At 43.3% G+C, this 22158-nt stretch carries 21 protein-coding genes and 1 pseudogene; 11 read left to right on the plus strand and 11 right to left on the minus strand.

What is annotated here, in order from left to right; translation table 11 throughout:
* From DFP82_RS14815 to DFP82_RS07465, 9 genes and pseudogenes are all read left to right on the plus strand, one after another.
* Positions 1-105, plus strand: a pseudogene (locus tag DFP82_RS14815) (aldehyde dehydrogenase family protein); the annotation flags it as partial.
* 96 nt (positions 106-201) lie between these two features.
* A complete protein-coding gene (gene adhP, locus DFP82_RS07430) occupies positions 202-1230 on the plus strand; it encodes an alcohol dehydrogenase AdhP (protein ID WP_110923109.1) in 1029 nt (342 codons plus the stop codon).
* 320 nt (positions 1231-1550) lie between these two features.
* Positions 1551-1877, plus strand: coding sequence for a DUF779 domain-containing protein (locus tag DFP82_RS07435; protein ID WP_110923110.1), 327 nt, complete (start codon positions 1551-1553; stop codon positions 1875-1877).
* A gap of 218 nt (positions 1878-2095) precedes the next feature.
* Positions 2096-3739, plus strand: coding sequence for a GMC family oxidoreductase (locus tag DFP82_RS07440; protein ID WP_110923111.1), 1644 nt, complete (start codon positions 2096-2098; stop codon positions 3737-3739).
* A gap of 457 nt (positions 3740-4196) precedes the next feature.
* Positions 4197-5837 carry an ABC transporter substrate-binding protein gene (locus DFP82_RS07445; RefSeq protein WP_110923112.1) on the plus strand — a complete coding sequence of 547 codons (1641 nt, stop codon included), beginning with the start codon at positions 4197-4199 and terminating at the stop codon, positions 5835-5837.
* A gap of 159 nt (positions 5838-5996) precedes the next feature.
* Positions 5997-7013 (plus strand): ABC transporter permease, encoded by a 1017-nt coding sequence (locus tag DFP82_RS07450; protein WP_110923113.1) that lies wholly within the window; start codon positions 5997-5999, stop codon positions 7011-7013.
* 141 nt (positions 7014-7154) lie between these two features.
* Positions 7155-8069 (plus strand): ABC transporter permease, encoded by a 915-nt coding sequence (locus tag DFP82_RS07455; RefSeq protein ID WP_010196425.1) that lies wholly within the window; start codon positions 7155-7157, stop codon positions 8067-8069.
* 1 nt (position 8070) lies between these two features.
* Positions 8071-9144, plus strand: coding sequence for an ABC transporter ATP-binding protein (locus DFP82_RS07460; protein WP_245905672.1), 1074 nt, complete (start codon positions 8071-8073; stop codon positions 9142-9144).
* On the plus strand, positions 9141-10112 hold the full coding sequence (locus DFP82_RS07465) for a peptide ABC transporter ATP-binding protein (RefSeq protein WP_110923114.1): 972 nt from the start codon (positions 9141-9143) through the stop codon (positions 10110-10112). The genes DFP82_RS07460 and DFP82_RS07465 overlap by 4 nt, the downstream gene beginning before the upstream one ends.
* Positions 10113-10124: 12 nt before the next feature.
* Here DFP82_RS07465 and DFP82_RS07470 read toward each other — a convergent pair whose 3' ends face one another.
* The 8 genes from DFP82_RS07470 to DFP82_RS07505 all read right to left on the minus strand — a co-directional run bounded on the left by DFP82_RS07470 (position 10125) and on the right by DFP82_RS07505 (position 17233).
* Positions 10125-11171 (minus strand): NERD domain-containing protein, encoded by a 1047-nt coding sequence (locus DFP82_RS07470; RefSeq protein ID WP_110923115.1) that lies wholly within the window; start codon positions 11169-11171, stop codon positions 10125-10127.
* 196 nt (positions 11172-11367) lie between these two features.
* Positions 11368-11763 carry a hypothetical protein gene (locus DFP82_RS07475; protein ID WP_110923116.1) on the minus strand — a complete coding sequence of 132 codons (396 nt, stop codon included), beginning with the start codon at positions 11761-11763 and terminating at the stop codon, positions 11368-11370.
* A gap of 259 nt (positions 11764-12022) precedes the next feature.
* A complete protein-coding gene (locus DFP82_RS07480; RefSeq protein WP_110923117.1) occupies positions 12023-12370 on the minus strand; it encodes a hypothetical protein in 348 nt (115 codons plus the stop codon).
* Between the two features lie 254 nt (positions 12371-12624).
* A complete protein-coding gene (gene tkt, locus DFP82_RS07485; RefSeq protein WP_110923118.1) occupies positions 12625-14622 on the minus strand; it encodes a transketolase in 1998 nt (665 codons plus the stop codon).
* A gap of 246 nt (positions 14623-14868) precedes the next feature.
* On the minus strand, positions 14869-15219 hold the full coding sequence (locus DFP82_RS07490) for a hypothetical protein (protein ID WP_110923119.1): 351 nt from the start codon (positions 15217-15219) through the stop codon (positions 14869-14871).
* 32 nt (positions 15220-15251) lie between these two features.
* The gene (locus DFP82_RS07495; protein WP_110923120.1) at positions 15252-15668 is read right to left on the minus strand and encodes a hypothetical protein; all 417 of its coding nucleotides are present in this window, start codon (positions 15666-15668) and stop codon (positions 15252-15254) included.
* A 36-nt stretch (positions 15669-15704) separates the two neighbouring features.
* Entirely contained in the window at positions 15705-16991 is a 1287-nt protein-coding gene (gene serS / locus DFP82_RS07500) for a serine--tRNA ligase (protein ID WP_110923121.1), read from the minus strand.
* A 17-nt stretch (positions 16992-17008) separates the two neighbouring features.
* Positions 17009-17233 carry a hypothetical protein gene (locus DFP82_RS07505; protein WP_110923122.1) on the minus strand — a complete coding sequence of 75 codons (225 nt, stop codon included), beginning with the start codon at positions 17231-17233 and terminating at the stop codon, positions 17009-17011.
* Positions 17234-17442: 209 nt separating this feature from the next.
* On the opposite strand from DFP82_RS07505, the gene DFP82_RS07510 reads away from it, so the two are divergent.
* Positions 17443-18102, plus strand: a complete 660-nt coding sequence (locus DFP82_RS07510) for a YcxB family protein (protein WP_110923123.1) — start codon at positions 17443-17445, stop codon at positions 18100-18102.
* A 230-nt stretch (positions 18103-18332) separates the two neighbouring features.
* A complete protein-coding gene (locus DFP82_RS07515) occupies positions 18333-18812 on the plus strand; it encodes a Dps family protein (protein ID WP_110923124.1) in 480 nt (159 codons plus the stop codon).
* A gap of 101 nt (positions 18813-18913) precedes the next feature.
* Here the strand turns inward: DFP82_RS07515 and DFP82_RS07520 are convergent, their stop codons facing one another.
* The 3 genes from DFP82_RS07520 to DFP82_RS07530 form a co-directional block, all read right to left on the minus strand.
* The gene (locus DFP82_RS07520) at positions 18914-19597 is read right to left on the minus strand and encodes a DUF2057 family protein (RefSeq protein ID WP_110923125.1); all 684 of its coding nucleotides are present in this window, start codon (positions 19595-19597) and stop codon (positions 18914-18916) included.
* 56 nt (positions 19598-19653) lie between these two features.
* Complete coding sequence (gene hda / locus DFP82_RS07525) at positions 19654-20457, minus strand: DnaA regulatory inactivator Hda (protein ID WP_110923126.1); 804 nt, start codon at positions 20455-20457, stop codon at positions 19654-19656.
* A gap of 329 nt (positions 20458-20786) precedes the next feature.
* Positions 20787-21893: an AI-2E family transporter gene (locus DFP82_RS07530; protein WP_110923127.1), complete on the minus strand. Its 1107-nt coding sequence runs from the start codon at positions 21891-21893 to the stop codon at positions 20787-20789.
* Between the last annotated feature and the right edge of the window lie 265 nt (positions 21894-22158).

Consider the following 22158-nt stretch of genomic DNA (forward strand, 5'->3'; position numbering starts at 1 on the left):
CAGTCTGGTATCGGCCGTGAGAACCATTTGATGATGCTGGATCATTATCAACAAACCAAGAACATGCTGGTGTCTTACGATCCTAAAAAAATGGGGTTCTTTTAAGCCAAAGTTCGAAGCACTTTGCAATCAAGGTTGCAAAGTGTGTTTGTGATGTTTATATAGCATTTTTATGCAAAAACTCTAACAAGGAAGAATTATATGAGTAATAAAATGAAAGCCGCCGTATTACATGAGTTCAACCAACCATTACAGATCGAAGAAGTTGATATTCCAACGCCGGGCGCTGGTGAGATCGTGGTTAAAATGCAGGCCTCAGGTGTCTGTCATACCGATTTGCATGCTATCGAAGGCGATTGGCCAGTCAAACCAAGTCCGCCATTTATCCCTGGACATGAAGGCGTTGGCCTGATTACTGCCGTTGGTGAAGGTGTTACCCATGTGAAGGAAGGTGATCGCGTTGGTGTGCCTTGGCTCTACTCTGCTTGTGGTCACTGTACCCATTGTTTAGGTGGCTGGGAAACCTTGTGCGAGCGTCAACAAAACGCAGGCTATTCAGTCAATGGTAGCTTTTCAGAATACGTACTGGCCAATGCCAACTACGTCGGTATCATCCCTGAAAGTGTTGACTCGATTGAAATTGCACCCGTTTTATGCGCAGGCGTCACCGTGTACAAAGGCCTTAAAATGACCGACACCAAGCCTGGTGATTGGGTTGTTATTTCTGGTATCGGTGGTCTCGGTCATATGGCAGTACAGTATGCCATTGCAATGGGACTGAACGTTGCGGCAGTCGATATCGATGACGAAAAGCTCGCATTTGCCAAAAAACTAGGCGCGACCATTACCGTTAATGCAAAAAATACCGATCCTGGCGAGTATCTAAAAGAAGAAATTGGCGGTGCCCATGGTGTGTTAGTAACAGCCGTATCTGCTATCGCGTTCGATCAAGCGTTGAGCATGGTCAGACGTGGTGGCACGGTGGTCTTTAACGGCTTACCAACTGGTGACTTCCCTGTTTCTATCTTTGATACGGTGCTCAACGGTATTACCATTCGCGGCTCTATCGTCGGTACGCGTCTCGACTTACAAGAGTCGTTGGACATGGCAGCAGCAGGTAAAGTAAAAGCCACTGTTAGCGCTGAGCCGTTGGAAAACATTAACGATATATTTGAACGTATGCGTAACGGCAAAATCGAAGGTCGCATTGTGATTGACTACAGTATGTAGTTATAGCTGATTCAGTTTAAAAGAGATACAAGGCAACCGAGCGCAGATGTATATGTGATACCTCAAGTGAGGTTAACGCTGTAACTCTTTTATAGAGGATTGACTATATTGCTTGTGAGATTCTGACATTGTCTTAATGCTTCACACATTTAATCACAAACCATCAGTCGTATCGTCTTCATTCACATGCTATAAATGATGTGAGTGAAAACGATACGGCTTTTTATATTCTCATCCAGTATGACACTTATACTTAATAAGACGCTCATACTTAATAAGACGTTTTCTAAAATTACATTCTATATGATAAGGAAATCATCATGAAAGTCAAAGCGACAGAATCCTGCATAGACCTAATCGAACTACTGAAATCCAAACACGGTGAGCTTATGTTTCATCAGTCTGGTGGCTGCTGTGATGGTAGCTCCCCCATGTGTTATCCGCTAGGTGAGTTTAAGGTAGGCGGCCAAGATGTATTGGTCGGTGAGATTGCTGGCTGTCCATTCTATATGGGCAAAGCGCAGCACAAATTATGGCAAAATACGGATTTGACCATTGATGTGGTTGACGGGCGTGGCGCCAGCTTTTCGCTAGAAATCCCTGAGGGTAAACGCTTTATTGTACGTTCAGAAATTTGCTCAATATAAATGACTATTAGAGCGTGCCCTTATTTCGAAATGGTGATAAATACTGCTAAATATCCTCAAAAAACCTATCAATAGGCTTCTATTGATAGTTTACTTTCTCTATCTACACGCTCTAGTCATTTTTATTTTATTATTCTGGCAAAATAATAGATATTGTAAAGAGTAGCTTACTTTGAAAAGCTCGTTTTGATTAGCATGGATGCTATAAGGAAGATAAAATGGAATTTGATAAAACGTTTGATTACGTCATCGTGGGCGGCGGCTCTGCCGGCTGTGTACTTGCCAGCCGACTCACCGAAAACCCAGATATCAGTGTCTGCTTATTAGAATATGGCGGCGACGGTAAAGACCTTGCGGTGCGTGTGCCTGCTGCTCTGATTCTGCTAGTCCCCGGCAAACCACTCAAACTCAATAATTGGTGCTTCCATACCACCCCTCAAATTCATCTAAATAACCGACGTGGTTTTCAGCCACGTGGACAATGCTTGGGTGGCTCGTCTGCTATCAATGCCATGATTTATACGCGTGGCAGTAAGCTGGATTATGAGCGCTGGGTAGAGCAAGGCTGTGCTGGATGGGGATTTGATGATGTGCTTCCCTACTTTATAAAGGCTGAAAACAATATTCACGGTAGTGACGAGCTACATGGTGATAGTGGACCGCTGCATGTCAGCGATTTACTCAGTCCACGGGACATCTCAAAAGCATTCGTAGAAGCTGCTGTTCTCAATGGTCTAGATCACAACACAGATTTTAATAGCGAAAAGCAAGACGGCACAGGATTGTATCAAGTCACTCATTTTCATGGCGAAAAACAAGGTCAACGCTGCTCTGCCGCTGCTGCTTATCTACACCCAGTACAAAGCCGCCCGAACCTAACCGTTATTACCCACGCGCAAGCCAACCGTGTCATCATTGAAGACAAACAGGCCACTGGCGTGATCTATGAAAAAGACGGTGTCGAGCATACGGTCATGGCAAACCATGAAGTCATATTATCAGGTGGCGCATTTGGCTCACCCAAAGTATTAATGCTATCAGGTATCGGCCCCGCTGAGCACTTGCAGGCTCATGGTATTGACGTAGTAGTAGATGCCCCTGATGTCGGTAGCAATCTACAAGATCACTTAGACGTGGTCTTTGACTACGAGGTTAACACTACTGATGTCATCGGCATTGGTATGGCCTCGATTGCAACCTTGACCAAAAGTATTCGCCAGTGGAAAAAAGACGGCACGGGATTACTGTCGAGCAATTATGCCGAAGCAGGTGCGTTCTTCAGTGTTGGCGATGCACCAAAAGAGTGGCCAAATACCCAATTGCATTTTGTCATATCTCGCGTAATCGAACACGGTCGTGACCTCAGACGTGGCTTTGCCGTCTCTTGCCACAGCTGCTATCTACGTCCTGAGAGCCGCGGTACGGTTAGGCTTGACTCTGCCAATCCATCTGATGCTGTACTGATTGATCCAAACTATCTATCACATCCAAAAGACGTGGAGTATATGGTGGCGGGTGCCGAACGTACTCGTGCCATCATGCAAGAGTCGCCAATAGCCGAATATATCACCGAAGACTACCCTGCCCCTTATATCGAAAAAGACGGCATGCTCGGCTATATCCGTAACAAGTCAGACACCATCTATCATCCTGTAGGTACCTGCCGAATGGGCTCAGACGAACGCTCTGTAGTCGATTTAGAATTGAAAGTGCGCGGCGTGAGTGGACTGCGAGTCATCGATGCGTCAGTCATGCCAACATTGATTAGCGCCAATACTAATGCTCCGACGATTATGATTGCTGAAAAACTGGCAGATATTATCAAAGCAACTCATAACCATGTCGAAAACACTGTCACGTAAATAACCATCATAAAAGCATTTTCTAACTGGTTGCGTCAAGTACACGTAACCAGATTATTTCTTTTCGTCTGTAATTCGTTATAAAACCATACCTAAGTGATTTCGTAATCATCTAACCCTTTACCTTAAACAAATAGATAAAATAGTAAAATTCCGCATATTCCATTAAATTCGTGCTGTTAACGGCATATTAATGTATTTTTTATCGAAATTAGTTTAATTATATCTTGCGTTATTGCAGATTAAGAGAGTATATTCGAACGAGTTGTTTATATTAATAGTTTCTATGGATATAAATTAAAGTTATAACAACTCATAATATGTTTTTTTTTGTATATACGTAAAATCACATAAATAAATATTTTCAAGGTTATTAAATGCTTGCTCATTATATTCATGATCGAGTACGAACATGTAGATATACGAGTAGCTACCTATCACTACATAGGATGTAATAATGCAAAAATCCCTCTTTAAACTTACCATGCTGACGACACTTATCTTAGGTATTAGTGCCTGTGGCGGCGACAATAAAACCACCGACGATTCTGCCGCTAGCTCAGATGCTAAAGCGGCTAAAACATTGCTTTATTGTTCAGAAGGTAGCCCTGCAGGTTTCGATCCAGCGCAGTATACTTCAGGTACTGATTTTGATGCGAGCGCCTTCCCTATCTATAATGGCTTGGTAGAGTTCAAAAGAGCCGGTACCGAAATCCAGCCAGGGTTGGCTGAGAGCTGGGATGTCAGCGAAGATGGCAAGACCTATACCTTTAATCTACGTAAAGGGGTCAAATTCGGTAAGACTGATTACTTTACTCCGACTCGCGATTTTAATGCAGACGACATCCTCTTTACGCTAGAGCGTATCACCAATCCAGACTTTGATTTTAATAAAGCCTATCCTGCTGAATTCCCGTATTCTGTGGGCATGGGACTGCCAGACATCATCTCTAATATCGAAAAAGTGGACGACTATACGGTAAAAGTCACGCTCAGCGAGACCAACGCCCCGTTTTTACAGAACCTAGCGATGCCTTTTGCTTATATTGATTCTGCTGAATATGCCAACAAATTGATGGCGGATGGTAATGCCGCTGATATTAATACTAAGCCAGTGGGTACCGGTCCTTTCGTCTTTACTTCTTATCAAAAAGACGCGCAAATTCGTTATACTAAAAATCCAGACTATTGGAACAAAGACGATATCCATATCGACAATCTAGTCTTTGTCATCACTAAAGATTCAGCCGTTCGTGCTCAAAAAGTGCAAGCCGGTGAATGTCATGTCTCCGCTTATCCAAAGCCTGCTGAAATTGAATCGGTCAAAAAATCTGGTAAGGCGACGGTCCTTGATCAACCTGGATTCAACGTCGGTTATGTCGGCTACAACGTCGAAAAACCTAAACTGAGCGATCTCAAAGTTCGTCAAGCATTAGACATGGCCATCAATAAAGACGCCATTATCAATGCGGTTTATCAGAGCGAAGGCTTAAAAGCCACCAATCCGATGCCGCCAACGCAGTGGGGCTATGACAAGTCGCTCAAAGACGCGCCTTATGATGTCGAAAAAGCAAAAGCTCTGATTAAAGAAGCGGGCGCGGACAATCTTTCTATCGACCTATGGTATATGCCAGTGCAACGACCGTACAACCCTAATGCCAAGCTGATGGCTGAAATGCTACAAGCAGATTGGGCCAAAATTGGTATTAATACCAAGCTTGTGACTTATGAATGGGGTGAGTACCTAAAACGTGCAGCCAAAGGCGAGCCTGATGTCATTCTAGCGGGTTGGACTGGTGACAATGGTGATCCAGACAACTGGCTGGGTTCGTTATTGTCTTGCGACGCAGTCGGTGGTAACAACTACTCGCGCTGGTGTAACAAAGACTTTGACAGCCTAGTAACCAATGCCCGTCAGATTAATAATCAAGATGAGCGCGTGAATGAATATGTACAAGCACAGCAAATATTCAAAGAGCAGCTGCCTTGGACGACGATGGCGCATTCGGTTGTGACCGTATTTACGGCACCAAATGTGGTCGATTACAAAATCAGTCCGCTTGGCTCAATACGTTTTGACGGGGTGAAAGTTGAATAATCTTCACTAATCCGATACGACATACATAATGGTTTAATTTATATTCGGCTGGGTCAGACTTCCTGCACCAGCCGTATTCATCTGCATTAAACGCCTTGTCGCGGACACCTTCATCATTGCAAGCCCTCTTATCATTGAATCACAACTATTGAGCAGCCCATGCTACTTTATATTCTGCGTCGAATCGCTATTCTCATTCCTGTCTACCTTGGCTTGACCCTATCGACCTTCACTCTGATTCGTCTCGTGCCTGGAGATGCGGTCGAGATTATGATGGGCGAGCGTATGGTCGATCCAGAGTTACATGCCCGCGCCCTAGAGCGACTGGGACTAGACAAACCTCTTGTCGCCCAATATTGGGATTATCTAACTGGCATCTTGACGGGTGACTTTGGTGAGTCTTTTCGTACTCGAACCCCAGTATTACAAGATTTCTTTGCCCATTTTGTACCCACCTTAGAGCTGGCTCTGTGCGCCATTGTCATTGCTAGCGTCATTGGTGTGAGCTTGGGCATCTTTGCCGCGCTGCGACGTGGTACTTGGATTGATTACACCCTTATGTCAGGTGCGCTGGCAGGTTATTCCATGCCCATCTATTTATTGGGGCCCATCCTCACTGGTATATTTGCTCACTATTTAGGCCTGTTGCCTGTCGCTGGGGTGATCTCTGTCGCGCAATTTTTAGATGTGCAGCCATTATATGGCTCATGGCTACTTGGCTCTCTCACCTCAGGAGAACCTGGAGCGTTTTGGAACGTGGTCAAACACTTTATCTTGCCCTCTATTGCATTATCGACTATTCCGCTTGCCATGATTGCACGGATGACGCGCTCGGCGATGCTAGAAGTACTGGATGAAGACTACGTACGTACGGCTCGAGCTAAAGGCTTATCACCAAGCCGCGTGATCATGGTACACGTAATGCGTAATGCCTTAATCACGGTGGTTACCGTCGTTGGCTTGCAGATGGCGACATTGCTCGCGGGTGCGATTATCACCGAGACTATCTTTAGTTGGCCAGGTGTTGGTAATTGGCTACTTGATGGGTTTTTCACTCGTGATTATCCGATTGTACAAAACGGTATCTTACTGGTCGCTACCGCCCTGATTTTAGTCAGTTTATTTATTGATATTTTGTATGGTCTGATCAACCCACGTATTCGACATACTTCTTAATCTAACGTTGATAAATACTCATATTATAAATAGTGATGAGTAACGCGTGCCGAGTGTTGAGTAAGTTTTAGCACGTTCTAAATGATTGCTAAAAACCAGACTGACATACGGCCAACGCGTTCGCCACTGTAGGAAATGCTCATGAAGCCTTCTGTTGTTCCCTCTGATCTTAAGCTGGCGGCTCTCACGCCGCCCTCGTCTTGGCAGCTATTTTTATCAACGTTCTGCCGTAACAAAGGCGCGGTACTTGGTTTTATCGTACTGGCACTGATGGTGCTTGTGGCCATACTTGCGCCCGCTATTGCCCCTCATGACCCTTATGAGTTATTCACCGGTCAAGAGCAATTGCCACCTGCCTTTTTGGATGGTGGTAATACGATGTTTTGGTTAGGTACGGATGATGCTGGACGAGATACGTTGTCTCGAGTGATGTACGGCGCACGTTATTCGTTGTTTATTGGTCTAAGCGCCACCACTTTGGCGATGATCGTTGGTATTTCACTAGGACTTAGTGCTGCATTTTGGCCAAAGGTCTGGGGCAAAGCGGTCATGCTGGTCAATGACATCTTGATGTCTTATCCAAGCTTACTATTGGCCATCATCATTGCTGCTATCTTAGGGCCTTCGATGACCAATACGATTATTACCATCGCTTTGGTCTGTACGCCACCCTTTATTCGGCTGACTCGTGCCACCGCGATGGTAGAGCTACAGCGTGAGTACTTTATCGCTTCGCAAGTGATGGGTGCTGGCGTGCTGCGCTTATTGTTTATTACCATTTTGCCCAACTGTATGGCTCCGCTTATCGTACAGGCGACGATGATTTTCTCTTCTGCTATTTTGGAAGCAGGCGCGATTGGTTTCTTAGGCTTTGGCGTACAGCCACCAGATGCAGAATGGGGTGCGATGTTAGGTACGGCACGCCAATATATTCAGAGTAATGTTTGGCTCGCTATTTGGCCGGGTGTCGCTATTTTCTTGGCTGCCCTGTCGATTAACTTGACTGGTGATGGCTTACGCGATGCACTAGATCCTAAACTGAAGCAGGTGACCTAAGATGACGGATATATTGGATAAAACAGTGATAATAAATGACTCTTTAAGTGGCTCATTGATTAAACCAGCACCTTTGCTCTTAGACATCGAAAACCTATCGGTTACGTTCGGTCAAGGGATACGCGCCTTTCGTGCAGTCGATGATGTGTCATTAAAGATTACACAAGGTGAGGTCATCGCCGTCGTCGGTGAATCTGGCTCAGGCAAGTCCGTCACTATGATGGCACTGATGGGACTGTTACCACCCTCTGCAACCGTGCGCGCACAGCGAGTGGTGTTTGACAATAAAGACATGCTTAGCATGCCAGCCAAAGAGAAGCGCGGCATCATTGGCAAAGACATCTCTATGATTTTTCAAAATGCCATGTCTTGCCTAAATCCAAGCTTCACGGTTGAGATGCAACTAGGCGAAGTGCTACGTAAACATCTTGGCTTGCGTGGCTCGGCCGTACAGATGCGTATCTTAGAGCTGCTAGAATTGGTCGAGATGCCCGATGCCAAAAACCGACTCAAAGTCTATCCACATCAACTGTCGGGCGGCATGAGTCAGCGGGTCATGATTGCAATGGCGATTGCTTGTGAGCCAAAACTACTGATCGCAGATGAACCGACTACGGCTCTGGATGTCACGGTACAAGCGCAAATTATGGACTTACTGAGCCGATTACAACGTGAAAAACAAATGGCGATGGTACTGATTACTCACGACTTGGGTTTGGTCGCACAGAACTCACGTGATGTCGCGGTCATGTATGCCGGACAAGTGGTTGAAACCAGTACCGTGCCAGAGATTTTTCAACATCCTGCACACCCTTATACTGAAGCGCTGCTGCAAGCCATCCCAGAGCTAGCTATCGGCCAAGATAGATTGAACAGTTTGCCAGGGGTCGTGCCGAGTCAATATGATCGTCCAAGTGGTTGCTTACTGTCTCCTCGTTGTCCGTATAAGGAGCCCGCTTGCGAAGTACCACCACCTATTTTAGATACGCCTACTGGTAAGGTGCGTTGTATTCACTCTGATCCTTCTTCTCGCAACTCTATCTCTCACGCTGCTACTTTGGAGTCCCAAGTATGAGTAACAAAGTGGTCTTAAAAGCAGACAACCTACACAAGCACTACCCAGTATCACAAGGTCTGGGCAAAGCCAAAGCGTATGTGAAAGCGCTTAATGGTATCTCGTTCGAGCTTGAAGCTGGCAAGACATTGGCCGTCGTTGGTGAATCAGGCTGCGGTAAATCAACCCTTGCCCGCCAGCTGACGCTCATCGAAGCGCCTACTCATGGTGAGCTATTTATCAATGATGAAGGCACCACTGGCTATAGTAGAAAGGCGCTCAAAGAGTTGCGTACCGAAATTCAAATGGTTTTTCAAAACCCTTATGGCAGCTTAAATCCGCGCCATACTATTGGCTATCAATTGACTGAACCATTGGATATCCATACCAAATTGTCCAAAGAAGAAAAGCGCAACAAAATCAACGAGATGATGAGAAATGTCGGCCTACGTCCCGAACATGCAGGCCGCTATCCACATATGTTTTCGGGTGGTCAGCGCCAGCGGATTGCCCTCGCCCGCGCGATGATGCTCAATCCTAAAATTGTCGTCGCTGATGAGCCGACCTCCGCCCTCGATGTCTCCATTCAGGCGCAAGTCTTAAATCTATTTATGGATTTGCAGGATGAATATCGTACCGCTTACGTTTTTATCTCGCATAACTTGTCGGTCGTACGCCACGTCGCTGATGATGTGATGGTCATGTATTTAGGTCAAGCTGTTGAGCACGGGCCGAAAGAAGCGATTTATAATGCGCCAAAACACCCGTATACCATCGCACTATTGGCTGCTGCCCCAACGGTAAATGGCCACAAGAACGATCTGACGCTACAAGGTGAGCTACCAAGTCCGCTTAATCCACCAAGTGGATGTGCACTACACAAACGCTGTCCGTATGCCAAGCAGCAATGCAGCGAAATAGAGCCACAACTGCGTGAATGGGATGGTCGATTGGTTGCTTGTTTGCGTTTGGAAGAAATATATGGGTAAGTGAACTAACACCTAATCAATATTGACCACACCTCGGCACTTAGGAAATTGACTACAACCAAAAAAGACCTGACCTTGATTCAGGCCTTTTTTTGCAGTGCGTTCAACCATTTCGCTGTTACATTTCGGGCAAGTTGGTGCTTGGACGAGATTAGCGGTATGGGCTGTCGCCTCAAATATTGCAGGTGCTTCCACCTGTGGCTCAGGCTCTACAACTTCAAACGGCGTGAGAAACATCTTATCAGCCATATCATGCGATATACTGGTATGTGATATATTTGTCTGCTGAGTATTCAGACTGTCCGTTAGTAACTCGCTAGATTCAATCTCAGTCTGACCCGACCATCGCAGCACTTCTCTACTTTTTAGCGTGGCTCGTTTAGCGGTTTCTTTTACTATCGGCTCTGATGTAGGTTTATTAGACATTTTGGCAACTGGTTTATCATTGGCGTTACCGCTAGGCTGATTGTTTGTATTTTTGCTTGGATTACTATGCTTGTCTTTTAGATAGGCTTTATGCTCTCGATTGGTGCGCCAAGATTTGCTAAATCTGTTGCTATTAATTTGCTCAACGATGGACTTAACCTCGTCTTCAGTCAGTATTTCATCCTGCTTTTTCTTCACATAAGATACCATCCCACTCGTCAATACGTGTTCGGGTAGCTCATCACGGGTTTTCAGCTCGCACTCACCGATGAAAGCAATCATCGAATGAAAGTAGCCCAGCTCCAACCCTAATAAATCGGCGAGCGTCTTGATGTGCAGATAATTTTGGCGCAATGGGTTCTGGAATTTGAATTTACTTCCATTCGGGAAAGCTTGTGTCCACTGCTTTTGCTTCTCGCTACCATATATCCAACCTTTATAATTTTTAGTTTCGATGACAAAGATGCCGTATACAGAGACGATGATATGATCGATTTGGGTACTACCACCGTTGGCTCTTGGCAAGGTGATACCGTTTAATCGGTGATAGACGTTTTTTTCTAATTTTAGCCACATGGCAACGTTGATGACGGTCTCGCCTAGGAAACCTTTAAAGCTGGATTTTAGGGACATTGTCGCTCTTATATTTTCAAGTCATCAGAATTTTTACTAGATGTAGCAAACTTAATTTAGTCTACGCTCGCTGTATTGACAAGTAGGTTTTTTGAGAAACCTAGATTGAATGTGCTGTCTCTAATTGCATCATCTAGGATGACTAGCAGATTTTGATGCATTATTTAACTGTTCATTAGCATTCATATTCTTAACCTTAGATAGAGTTTTTTATTTGTAAAAAGAATTGATTAATTCTTTCAAATTCAGACCAAATACTTTTATCAGTTACCTTTTCAAATCCGTTGATTTGGATTGTTGATATACGCGTAGCACTATCAAAACTATCTGAATTTTTTGACACTGTGCTTACTCTATAGAAGTCGTTGTTTTTTACAACATAGAATCTTCCCATAACCATGACATTTGCATTTCCGTTTAATACGGCGAAGCCATTATTTATTCTGGCAAAGTCTTGCTTTAGATAGTCATCTAGAAAACATTCAAACTGTTCAATAAAATGTTTAGCATCTCGCTCATGATAGTGGGTTAATATCTTATCTATAAAAAACTGTTTTTCATCTTTTGTTAGTACGTCAGACTTTATTTCCATGTTGAACTCCTTGGTATCAGATGTATGACTAATACTATATTTATGACTTGATACCTAAAGCATCGTTCCACGCCTGCAGTGCAAAAAACTGATTAATTGCTTCAAAGTTCGATCTGATATTTTCATCAGTAACTTTTTCAAACCCATTGACTTGAATCGATGTTACACGTGCCCCTCTGCAGAAGCATAGCATAGCTTGCTTTATATGATTATCTTAAACTACATTCAGTCTATGCCCGTAACATTCTAGTTATACATCTTAATGACAACCTGCTGCTAGAGCCCCTCCCCAACCTGACATAAACCCAATGATTACAGCTGCTAGAGTATAAACGATCATTAAGATAATCACGCCTATAATAGAGCCAGTTCCTTTTATTTTTTCATCGTAAAATATTTGATAGTAGCTATACAATGCAAAGGCCATTCCTGAAAATAGAACAAACTTTGTTGTATCAGATGAGACTCCACTTGAAATACTGCACCCAACATACATCATAATAAATGGTAGCCAAGCTGGAAAAGTGAACAAGATAAAAAATTTAACCCACCACTTAGCATTTTTTTTGAAGGTCTTTTCATTTGAGTTTTTATCTATTTCATTCATTTAAGTCTATCCTATAAGCTTTATAATTATATGTAATAACTAACGTTTTTATCATTGCATGAGAAACAAATTAAGCTCATTATTAGCAATAATTCGATGTTGCCACTATCCTTAATTACAATGACTATTCTTCTAGTAGTATTACAGATAATAGCGAAAAGCGATATCAACTCCAAAACCAAAAATTAAGCCATAAAAAGAGCCACTAGAATTCTCTAGCAGCTCTTTTTCAAACACTAACTAAGTTAGGTTTATTACACCAGACTATTTACCGCTTCAACCACAGCATCAGTCGTAATACCAAACTCTTTATACAAATCACTAGCAGGAGCAGATTCGCCATAAGTGGTCATTCCGATGACTTTGCCATCTAGACCAACGAACTTATACCAGTAATCTACATGTGCCGCTTCGACTGCTACGCGAGCACGAATATTGGCAGGCAATACTGCTTCACGATAGCTAGCATCTTGCTCTACGAAAATCTCAGCACATGGCATAGACACTACACGGACGCCAACACCGTTTGCGCTCAATGTCTCGTACGCTTCCATCGCTAGGCCAACTTCTGAACCAGTGGCGATGATGATGGCTTGTAGCTCGCCCTGCTCTTTTGCCAGTACATAACCACCTTTGGTGATGTTCGCTACTTGCTCACTATCACGTGCTTGATGTGGCAAGCTCTGACGGCTAAAGATCAATGCTGATGGGTTGTTTTCAGACTTGATTGCTTCTACCCAAGCGCTAGCAGATTCAGTCGCATCACACGGACGCCATGTGCGTAGATTTGGCGTGGTACGTAGGCTAGTCAATTGCTCAACTGGCTGATGCGTTGGGCCATCTTCACCCAGACCGATAGAGTCATGCGTATAGACATGGATAACGCGCTGCTTCATCAATGCGCCCATACGTACCGCGTTACGTGCGTATTCCATAAACATCAGGAACGTTGCTACGTAAGGGATAAAGCCGCCATGCAATGCGATACCATTGGCAATCGCAGTCATGCCGAACTCACGCACACCATAATAGATATAGTTACCGTCAGCATCTTTTTCGATACCTTTAGCGCCTTTAAATAGTGTTAGGTTTGAGCCAGCGAGATCCGCTGAACCGCCTAGCAATTCTGGTAATAATGGCTGTAAGGTATTGATAGCATTTTGACTGGCTTTACGACTGGCGACATCGCCGCCCGCTTCTTGCGTTTGCTGAATATAGGCTTGTGCTTGATTATCAAAGTCAGCAGGCAAATCACCATTTAGACGGCGTAGCAACTCAGATGCCAGTTCAGGATAGGCTTTTTTATACGCGTCAAAGTCAGCATCCCAGTTCTTTTGCTGGACGTCGCCTTTGGCTTTAGCATCCCACGCTTCATAGATTTCGTCATCTAATTCAAATGGCGCATGTTTCCAAGACAATGCATCACGAGTCAAAGCGATTTCGTCATCACCAAGTGGTGCACCATGACTGGCTGCTAGACCCTGCTTGTTCGGGCTACCAGCACCGATCGTGGTTTTGCAAATCAGTAGACTTGGTTTAGCAGTCTCTTTTAGCGCTTGTTCAGTTGCTTGCGTGATTGCATCCGCATCATGACCATCTACTTTGATAACTTGCCAGCCGTATGACTCAAAACGCGCTTGCGTATCATCTGTGAACCAGCCTTCGACATTACCATCAATAGAGATGCCATTGTCATCATAGAAGAACACTAACTTACCAAGACCTAACGTGCCAGCCAATGAGCAAACTTCATGACTGATACCTTCCATCAAGCAACCATCGCCTAAGAACGCATAGGTGTTATGGTCTACGACGTTATGACCGTCACGATTGAACTGTGCGGCTAAAGTTTTTTCTGCAATTGCAAAACCAACGGCATTAGCAATACCTTGACCTAGTGGACCAGTAGTCGTCTCGACACCTGGTGTATAACCAAGCTCAGGATGACCTGGAGTTTTTGAATGCAGCTGGCGGAAACCTTTCAGATCATCGATGCTCAAATCATAACCAGATAAATGCAGCAATGAGTAAATAAGCATTGAGCCATGGCCGTTCGATAAGACAAAGCGGTCACGGTTATGCCACTGTGGATCGGTTGGGTTGTGCTTCAAAAACTTGCGCCACAGAACTTCAGCAATATCAGCCATGCCCATCGGAGCACCTGGATGTCCAGAGTTGGCTTTTTGTACCGCGTCAAACGACAGTACACGAATGGCATTGGCTAATTTACGTTCGCTAATTGGAGCTGGCATAGAGTGTCCTAATATTCAAATGAGGGGTATGGCTGATAAGAGGAGAGTTTACTCAAAGGGTAATAAAATAAGGACGCAAAATGCGCCCTTACCGTGTTGGCTATAAAATCAAAGTGCAATATTAACATATTTGATGCAAGTCACGCCAAAAAATGGCATGACAGCCAAGTTTATTACTGCTCATACTTCATACATATCATGAATAATACTGGTCAGTAATTTGATATTTATGACATGAGCTTTAAATCAATACAAATCAAATTCAGCCGTTATATCTTGATACAAGCTGATATCTACTGGCTGGTTATTGTGAAACAGAAAAAAGCTATCTATCACTTGGCACGTATCGTTAGTACAGCGCTGATAGTGCTTAAACCCAATCGCTACAGGAATTCGCACTTCTAAATCATACAGCCCGTCTGTACGATAGGTTTCTATATTAATACGAGTCTGGATATAACTATTATCATCAAGCAAGCTACCTAAGACGATATGCTCTTCATTTGAATAAGGCAAATCCATAATATAACGTTTTATGGATACCCAATCGAATGTTGCCAACTCATCATTTGCGGTTCTTAAATAAAACTGCGTCATAGAAGTATCACCTAATAGAAGAGTCGCCTGAATTAGTACGAGTAATGATAAGTCTCTAGGCAGTGATTAAGCACAGCCGACTTGTTCTGTCGGCAGAACGTCACGACATAATCCGTTATTTTATCGTATATATCTTCACCATCTAGGTAATAGCAGATACCTGTCTCGCCATTTTTAATTATCTGATACAAATACACTTGAATGGCTTGTTGGTCTGACGGTTCATCGAAATGATTGCTTAATTCAGTCTCAAGGCACTTAGCCATATTGTTAAAACCATCACTCCAATTCATATTGCCATTTCGGTAATACTCGCTAGCCAACCGACCGATCAAGCGAACGAGCTCACCTTGGAGTGTAGCGGCATGACCACTCTTCGGTACAAGGCTTTGCCACAGAGCGTCATACTCACTCTGATATTGACCTGAACCATCTGCATACAATGCCACTACTTATCCTTATTCAGCTATATGGTGAATCCGATATTAAACTGAAATAGTCTCAGCACCGCCCATAAACGGACGCAATACTTCTGGAATGGTGATGCTGCCATCTGCGTTTTGATGGTTTTCCATCACTGCCAGTAGTGTACGACCGACGGCCAAACCTGATCCATTTAAGGTATGAGCCAAACTGGTTTGCTTGCCATCTTTGACACGAGTTCCCATACGGCGTGCTTGGAAATCACCACAGTTAGAGCAGCTTGAGATTTCACGGTACGTATCTTGGCTCGGTAACCATACTTCGATGTCATAAGTCTTTTGTGCTGCAAAACCCATATCACCCGTACATAGCTGCACAGTGCGGTACGGTAGGTTCAACTGCTGCAAGATATATTCGGCCTGTCCTGTCATTGCCTCTAGCAATTCATCAGACTGCTCAGCCGTGGCAATATTGACCATCTCAACTTTTTCAAACTGATGCTGACGGATTAGACCACGAGTATCACGGCCATGTGAGCCTGCCTCACTACGGAAACAAGGCGTATGCGCGGTAAACTTAAGTGGCAGCTCGCTAATATCCAAACGCTCGCCACGTACCAAGTTGGTCATTGGTACTTCAGCGGTTGGAATCAAATAAAAGTCCATATCTTCGTTATTAGTATGATTTTTCAATTTAAATAAATCATCTTCAAACTTTGGCAGCTGCCCTGTACCTTTGAGGCTGTCTGAATTCACAATATAAGGCACATAGGTCTCAAGATAGCCGTACTTCATAGTATGGGTATTGAGCATGAATTGAATCAGTGCGCGATGCATCTGCGCCAATTGTCCTTTTAGCACATTAAAGCGACTGCCAGTCAGCTTGGTCGCCGCTTCAAAGTCTAACATACCAAGTGTCTCGCCAATATAAGTGTGATCTTGAATCTCAAAATCAAATGTACGCGGCGTGCCCCACTTGCGTACTTCTACATTGTCATCTTCTGACGTACCCACTGGCACATCGGCTGCTGGAATATTAGGGATTTGCATGCCAGCTTTGGTGATACGCTCTTGCAAAGTGCGCAATTCATCTTCAGCCGCTTTAATCTCACCACTGACACTTTGCATCTCAGCCAATAGCTCACTGGCGTCTTCGCCTGATTTTTTTAGCGCACCTACTTGCTTAGCACCAGCATTACGGCGTGACTGCAACTCTTCAGTTTTGATCTGCAAAGATTTACGTTCTGACTCAACCGTTTGCCAAAAATCCATGTCAAGTGCATAACCACGAGTGGCCAACTGCTGTTGTAAGTCGATTAAATCGCCGCGTAAGAGTTTCGGATCAATCATAATAGTTGCCTGTAACGCTAGAAGTGAATAAGAGGTTTAAAGGTACTGTTTTTAAAGGTACTGTTTTTAAAGGTGCTGGTTTTAAAGGTGCTGGTTTTAAAGGTGCTAGTTTTATCAAAATAAGTGGTAGCCGCTATAATACCAAGACCCATCTCATTTGACCATGTTTTGGCGATACTTTCATTCATCACTTTGATGATTAATGGCATGCGATTTTTAACTTGATAATATGCTTTGGGCATTCACAAGCCTCCATAATCATCATCCGTATTAATTAATCGCTATAATATCGCGTCTATCCGTGAACAGTGCTGCTTATATGTTTCATTTGAGAGCGCTTTTCGGTAAGATAAGTGCATACCTTTTTTCACTTTCAGCCAAGTGCCGCGTAGTTGCTTCACTTTGGTGATTTAAACCCAACACTTTTAACACAAGTATTTGAGAAACCTTTATGGCCCTGTACCCCTACACGCTGCAACCTGTCGCCTTAAACCTAACCGAGGCAGAATTTCACCAAGCACAATACGAGCTATTTTCTAGTGCCAGCCCTTCTTTTGGTCTAAAAAGCATCAAAACGAAAGAGTGGATCATTATGGCAGTAGTCGTGGTATTAGCGATTGCAGGGTTGGTCTTTGTCACAGGCTACTCAACCATTATTTTTTGGTTAATGTTGGTTTCAGTGGTGGTTTACTTACTGGTTCGTACCCTTGGTTTTAAATGGTATGTCAAAAGAGAGTTCGAAAAGCAAGTGGCCGACCAAGAAATGCCAGATGAGATGCGCCAGATGAAACTGGGTGTGCAAAAACATGGCTTAGTGATGGCAATGCCCGTCAATCAACCTGATTTGATGAAAAACTCGCAAATGCGTGGTATGCAGATGCGCGCGAGCAATACTCAACAAGCGGTTATCCCATGGTCTGCGGTCAAAAGCTGGGATGAGACTGATGACTACATCTTTATCATGTTTGAAATGAAAGGTCAGCAAGGCAGCCAAATCGTTCCCAAACGCCTGCAAGCTCAGAAATTCCCAATCGACACAGTGCGTCAGCATTTAGAGGAATTCATTGCCGTTAAAGGATTGAACCCTGAAAATTTACAACCACCAGCATAAAGCATTAAATAGCTCTTTATCGCTCATTCATTGAACGATAAAGGGTTTAGCTCTTTTGATAAACCAATCGCATTATTGTATTTATTAAACTTAACTTGTCGATGATGCTTTGTTATTATAATAGGCATCAGAAGAAAGGTAGCAGAAGCGCTGGATTATATAAATAAGTTAAAGTTATAACTTTCTTCATTTAATTTTCACATCAACACTCACACTATAAGGATAATATCATGAGTAATAATGAGACTAACCAAATCGGTCTAGAAAGAGCAGACATGAGCGAAGTCATTGCTAAGTTAAATGGCCTATTATCAAGCTATCATATGTTTTACATTAATGTACGCGGCTATCATTGGAACGTTAAAGGTGAGCATTTCTTCACTTTACATCCAAAGTTCGAAGAACTATATACCTCACTACAAATACAAATTGATGAAATCGCTGAACGTATTCTAACGTTAGGTGGCACGCCATTACATGCTTACAGCGACTTTGCTCAGCACACAAGCATTAGCGAAGATAAGAACGTTAAAGACGGCACAACTTGTGTTAAAGGCGTGGTCAAAGGCTTACAAGAGCTTATCGAAGAACAGCGTCAAGTATCTACTCTAGCAGCGGATAGCGAAGACCAAGGGTCAGCTGATCTTGTCGATGCATACGTACAAGAGCAAGAAAAGTTAGTATGGATGTACAACGCCTTTTTGGGTTAATAGCAGCCAGACTAAAATGAGATAAAAGCTATAATGTACAAATAAAAAAAACACCTAACATAGGTGCTTTTTTATTGTTAAATATTTATAAAGACGGTAATTTATTTTTGAATCCATTGACTCATTTTTTCACGCTCAGCAGGTGTTGCTTGTAGCCAGATTTGCATAAACTGATCTAAATTACTGTTAGATGAATTAACGCTTGTCGTTTGCTGTACAGTGTTTTGATTCGCAACCGCTGGCTTGTCTAATGATGCAATAACACGTTGGTTTTGCATCTCAGCATCACCCGAGCCACCAAACACACCGCCTATTACGTTACCCAAACCTGAAAATAATCCGCCTTGGTTATTCGCCATACTTTGCTGGCTAGCGATCACAGTATTATCCTGCTGCACAGCTAACGTTGGACGTTTGGCATATTCTCTAGCCGCTTTATACTCTTCTGGTTGACTTGGCATAGTCAAACGATAGGTTTGATTATCAGCCAATTGTGCGGTCACACTGACGTTACCTGAACGCAAATAATCATGCTCATCACGAGGCAGGTTATACAAACGGTCATACTTAGCAGTAATGGCATGTTGTCCAGGCTGTAGTGTAAATGTTTTTGTCGGCGACTGAAAAATACTCTGCTGGATTTCCTGCCCATTAATCGCAGTAACCTTGATGTGGTCATCAACTAACAGAGTGACCTCTGCTTGCGACAACATAGAGACGGAGCTTGCACCAATAAGTAACGTACCGATAGTCATTTTTTTTAGCAAAGAAGCATTGAGTTTCATAAGTGATTCCATTAATAGTAAAAACGTTTTTGATAAAAATATTCGTATTTTTAGGACTAAAAGTCGAATGGCATAGTATGTTGATCTTGATCTGCAGCGTCATGATCTACTTGCGTCTCTTGCGCAATATCAGCTAGCTCTGCCGCTAGTGTCTGTTCATCAATAGTACGTAATGCATCACTTATGACTGCTTTGGATATATTGTTGCGGCCAAGGTTAGAAAACATCGGTTGAATATAGTTGAGCACGTCCATCATCGCCCCGATACGGTGCGGGCCTTCCGTAAGCAAATAGTCAATAATTCTATCGTCAAACTGCCAGCCACGTCGACGCAAGATAGACTGCAACAATGCCTGACGATCTGCCAAATCATGACCATTAGGTACTTTAAACGTAGGCGCTTGTGCCAAACGGGTCAATAAATCTCTCAGCTGAAAAGGTAAATCATCAGCAGGTTTATTGGCTGCAAACAATAACTGACGCTGACCTTCCCGACTACGATTAATCAAATGGAATAAAGCTTCTTGCCACTGACTGCTTTGCTCAAGGACTTCTAAATCGTCGATTGCGATCAGATCAAAGTTCTCTAAAGATGAAAGCACGTGGACATCGGCATGAATCAACTCGTTGAGTGACAAACAAATAGCAGATTTGTCCATCTCAATAAACGACTCACAGATTGCTGATAGCAAATGAGACTTACCAGTAGCAGGACTACCAAATAGATACAGCTGTCCTATCAGGCCGACATGTAACTGCCGCACTGCATCAATAATCGACATCCAACCAGGACCGGCAAAGTCGCTTAGACTTGCATCATGCTTAATGTCCAGATTGAGACTTAGCTGTGCTTCTGCCATGAATCATCAACTCGTTTTACGTAACACAATGGAAAATAGGAGGCATAACGGTCGTAGAACTGACTTTACTGTGTTCAATACGACTTGATATAAACTTGTGGCGTTGGTCTGCCGTGTTCTTGGCTATGGACATATCGTAGGACTACCATTATAAAAATGGCTCTTGCCAACGAATAACCACTGATACTACTAACACTGCGCCTATATATAACATATTTGCAAAATGACTGACAAGTCTTTTACCTATTAAGCCTTATCAACCGCCCTTTATCTCTCTCATAATTCTACCGCCAATTTATGATAAACACGTTAATTTAACAGTAAATTATCTAATTCTTTTCAAACAAAGCCAATTGCTTACGGCCTTTATAAAAATCAGTCGAACGATAGTAAGCGTATAAATGGCGGAACAATACATTAAGCACCGCTGAGACAGGCAAGGCTATCAACATACCAACGAAACCTAACAGGCTTGCCCCTGCCAATACCGAAAAAATAACCCATAGCGGTGATAGACCAATCTTATCACCTAATAGCAACGGCTGCAGTACATAACCCTCAGCGGCCTGCCCAACCAAAAATGCACCCACGATTAATGAAAGATAAGTCCAGTCTAGTCCAAACTGGAAGAGGCATGCAGTAATGGCAGCGATGAAACCGATACCAAACCCCAAATAAGGAACAAAGCTAGCAACCCCCGCAACCATACCAATGATAAGTCCAAGCTCAAGACCAATGAGCTGCAACTGCACCGCATAAATCATGCCCAACAGCACCATTACCAATAACTGACCTTTGATAAAAGCCATCAATGCACGATCACACTCTTTGGCGATCTGAACAAACTTTTCATTATAAGCCGCTGGAACCGCCATTTTCCACGTATGCAAACGCTGATCCCAATTGAATAAGAAATAAAAGGTCAGAATAGGCACTAATACGATGAGTCCTGCATTATTAATAAAGCTCATACTTGAGGCAATGATATGACTCATCATCGTGCTGGCATCTTCGAACTTATAATTTGTTTGCATGTAATCGACCAACGTCTCAGAAAATCCTTTTGACTCCAGCTCTGGCAAACTAATACGGCTGTTATTAACAAACCATTCTCGCACCACTTGGTTATACCAGTTCAAAACTTTGGGTAAGTAGTCCCACGCCGCTTGCAACTGATTCCACAATGTCGGTATCAACCACCATAGCAGCAGCACCATTCCTAACGTAATGGTCGAATAGACAATGATAATCGCTATCCAGCGTTTGATATATTTCGATAGGCGTTTGACCAACGGATTGAATAAGTAAGCGAGTACGAAAGCAAAGACAAACGGTATAATGACAGGCATCATTAAATACAATAAAAAGACAACCACCACCATAGCAACGACGATAAATAAGCGTCGAAAAAAGAGGTCGATTGGTTGGTTCATCATAACAAGTTATCCTAGGCTTAGGCTGATTTAAGGTTGCGATATGATTGCTTTGAAATAGGTGTTATTGAGTAACAACACCTTAATAGCAAACAGTTATTGACAGTAGATTTAGATTCCCATTATCGCAGAGTACCGTTAAAAATCAGTCATTTTTTGTTTCTTGACGCTTTATTTGCCACTTAAAGTAAGTCTTCACTAAATATCAGCCAAATATCCGCAAGTTGCTTTGCGAGTGTGGGTCGTTTTTGGGTATAATGCGCCCACT

The sequence above is a fragment of the Psychrobacter fozii genome (assembly GCF_003217155.1).
GTDB lineage: Bacteria > Pseudomonadota > Gammaproteobacteria > Pseudomonadales > Moraxellaceae > Psychrobacter > Psychrobacter fozii.

What these genes read in the sequence shown, in the direction of transcription:
- DFP82_RS07435 (WP_110923110.1), top strand. Translation starts at nt 1,551, where the DNA reads ATGAAAGTCAAAGCGACAGAATCCTGCATAGACCTAATCGAACTACTG.
- DFP82_RS07445 (WP_110923112.1), top strand. Translation starts at nt 4,197, where the DNA reads ATGCAAAAATCCCTCTTTAAACTTACCATGCTGACGACACTTATCTTA.
- DFP82_RS07460 (WP_245905672.1), top strand. Translation starts at nt 8,071, where the DNA reads ATGACGGATATATTGGATAAAACAGTGATAATAAATGACTCTTTAAGT.
- DFP82_RS07520 (WP_110923125.1), bottom strand. Translation starts at nt 19,597, where the DNA reads ATGAAACTCAATGCTTCTTTGCTAAAAAAAATGACTATCGGTACGTTA.
- DFP82_RS07475 (WP_110923116.1), bottom strand. Translation starts at nt 11,763, where the DNA reads ATGGAAATAAAGTCTGACGTACTAACAAAAGATGAAAAACAGTTTTTT.
- DFP82_RS07455 (WP_010196425.1), top strand. Translation starts at nt 7,155, where the DNA reads ATGAAGCCTTCTGTTGTTCCCTCTGATCTTAAGCTGGCGGCTCTCACG.
- DFP82_RS07515 (WP_110923124.1), top strand. Translation starts at nt 18,333, where the DNA reads ATGAGTAATAATGAGACTAACCAAATCGGTCTAGAAAGAGCAGACATG.
- DFP82_RS07440 (WP_110923111.1), top strand. Translation starts at nt 2,096, where the DNA reads ATGGAATTTGATAAAACGTTTGATTACGTCATCGTGGGCGGCGGCTCT.
- DFP82_RS07530 (WP_110923127.1), bottom strand. Translation starts at nt 21,893, where the DNA reads ATGATGAACCAACCAATCGACCTCTTTTTTCGACGCTTATTTATCGTC.
- tkt (WP_110923118.1), bottom strand. Translation starts at nt 14,622, where the DNA reads ATGCCAGCTCCAATTAGCGAACGTAAATTAGCCAATGCCATTCGTGTA.
- DFP82_RS07490 (WP_110923119.1), bottom strand. Translation starts at nt 15,219, where the DNA reads ATGACGCAGTTTTATTTAAGAACCGCAAATGATGAGTTGGCAACATTC.
- DFP82_RS07510 (WP_110923123.1), top strand. Translation starts at nt 17,443, where the DNA reads ATGGCCCTGTACCCCTACACGCTGCAACCTGTCGCCTTAAACCTAACC.
- adhP (WP_110923109.1), top strand. Translation starts at nt 202, where the DNA reads ATGAGTAATAAAATGAAAGCCGCCGTATTACATGAGTTCAACCAACCA.
- DFP82_RS07505 (WP_110923122.1), bottom strand. Translation starts at nt 17,233, where the DNA reads ATGCCCAAAGCATATTATCAAGTTAAAAATCGCATGCCATTAATCATC.
- DFP82_RS07480 (WP_110923117.1), bottom strand. Translation starts at nt 12,370, where the DNA reads ATGAATGAAATAGATAAAAACTCAAATGAAAAGACCTTCAAAAAAAAT.
- DFP82_RS07470 (WP_110923115.1), bottom strand. Translation starts at nt 11,171, where the DNA reads ATGTCCCTAAAATCCAGCTTTAAAGGTTTCCTAGGCGAGACCGTCATC.
- DFP82_RS07465 (WP_110923114.1), top strand. Translation starts at nt 9,141, where the DNA reads ATGAGTAACAAAGTGGTCTTAAAAGCAGACAACCTACACAAGCACTAC.
- DFP82_RS07450 (WP_110923113.1), top strand. Translation starts at nt 5,997, where the DNA reads ATGCTACTTTATATTCTGCGTCGAATCGCTATTCTCATTCCTGTCTAC.
- serS (WP_110923121.1), bottom strand. Translation starts at nt 16,991, where the DNA reads ATGATTGATCCGAAACTCTTACGCGGCGATTTAATCGACTTACAACAG.
- hda (WP_110923126.1), bottom strand. Translation starts at nt 20,457, where the DNA reads ATGGCAGAAGCACAGCTAAGTCTCAATCTGGACATTAAGCATGATGCA.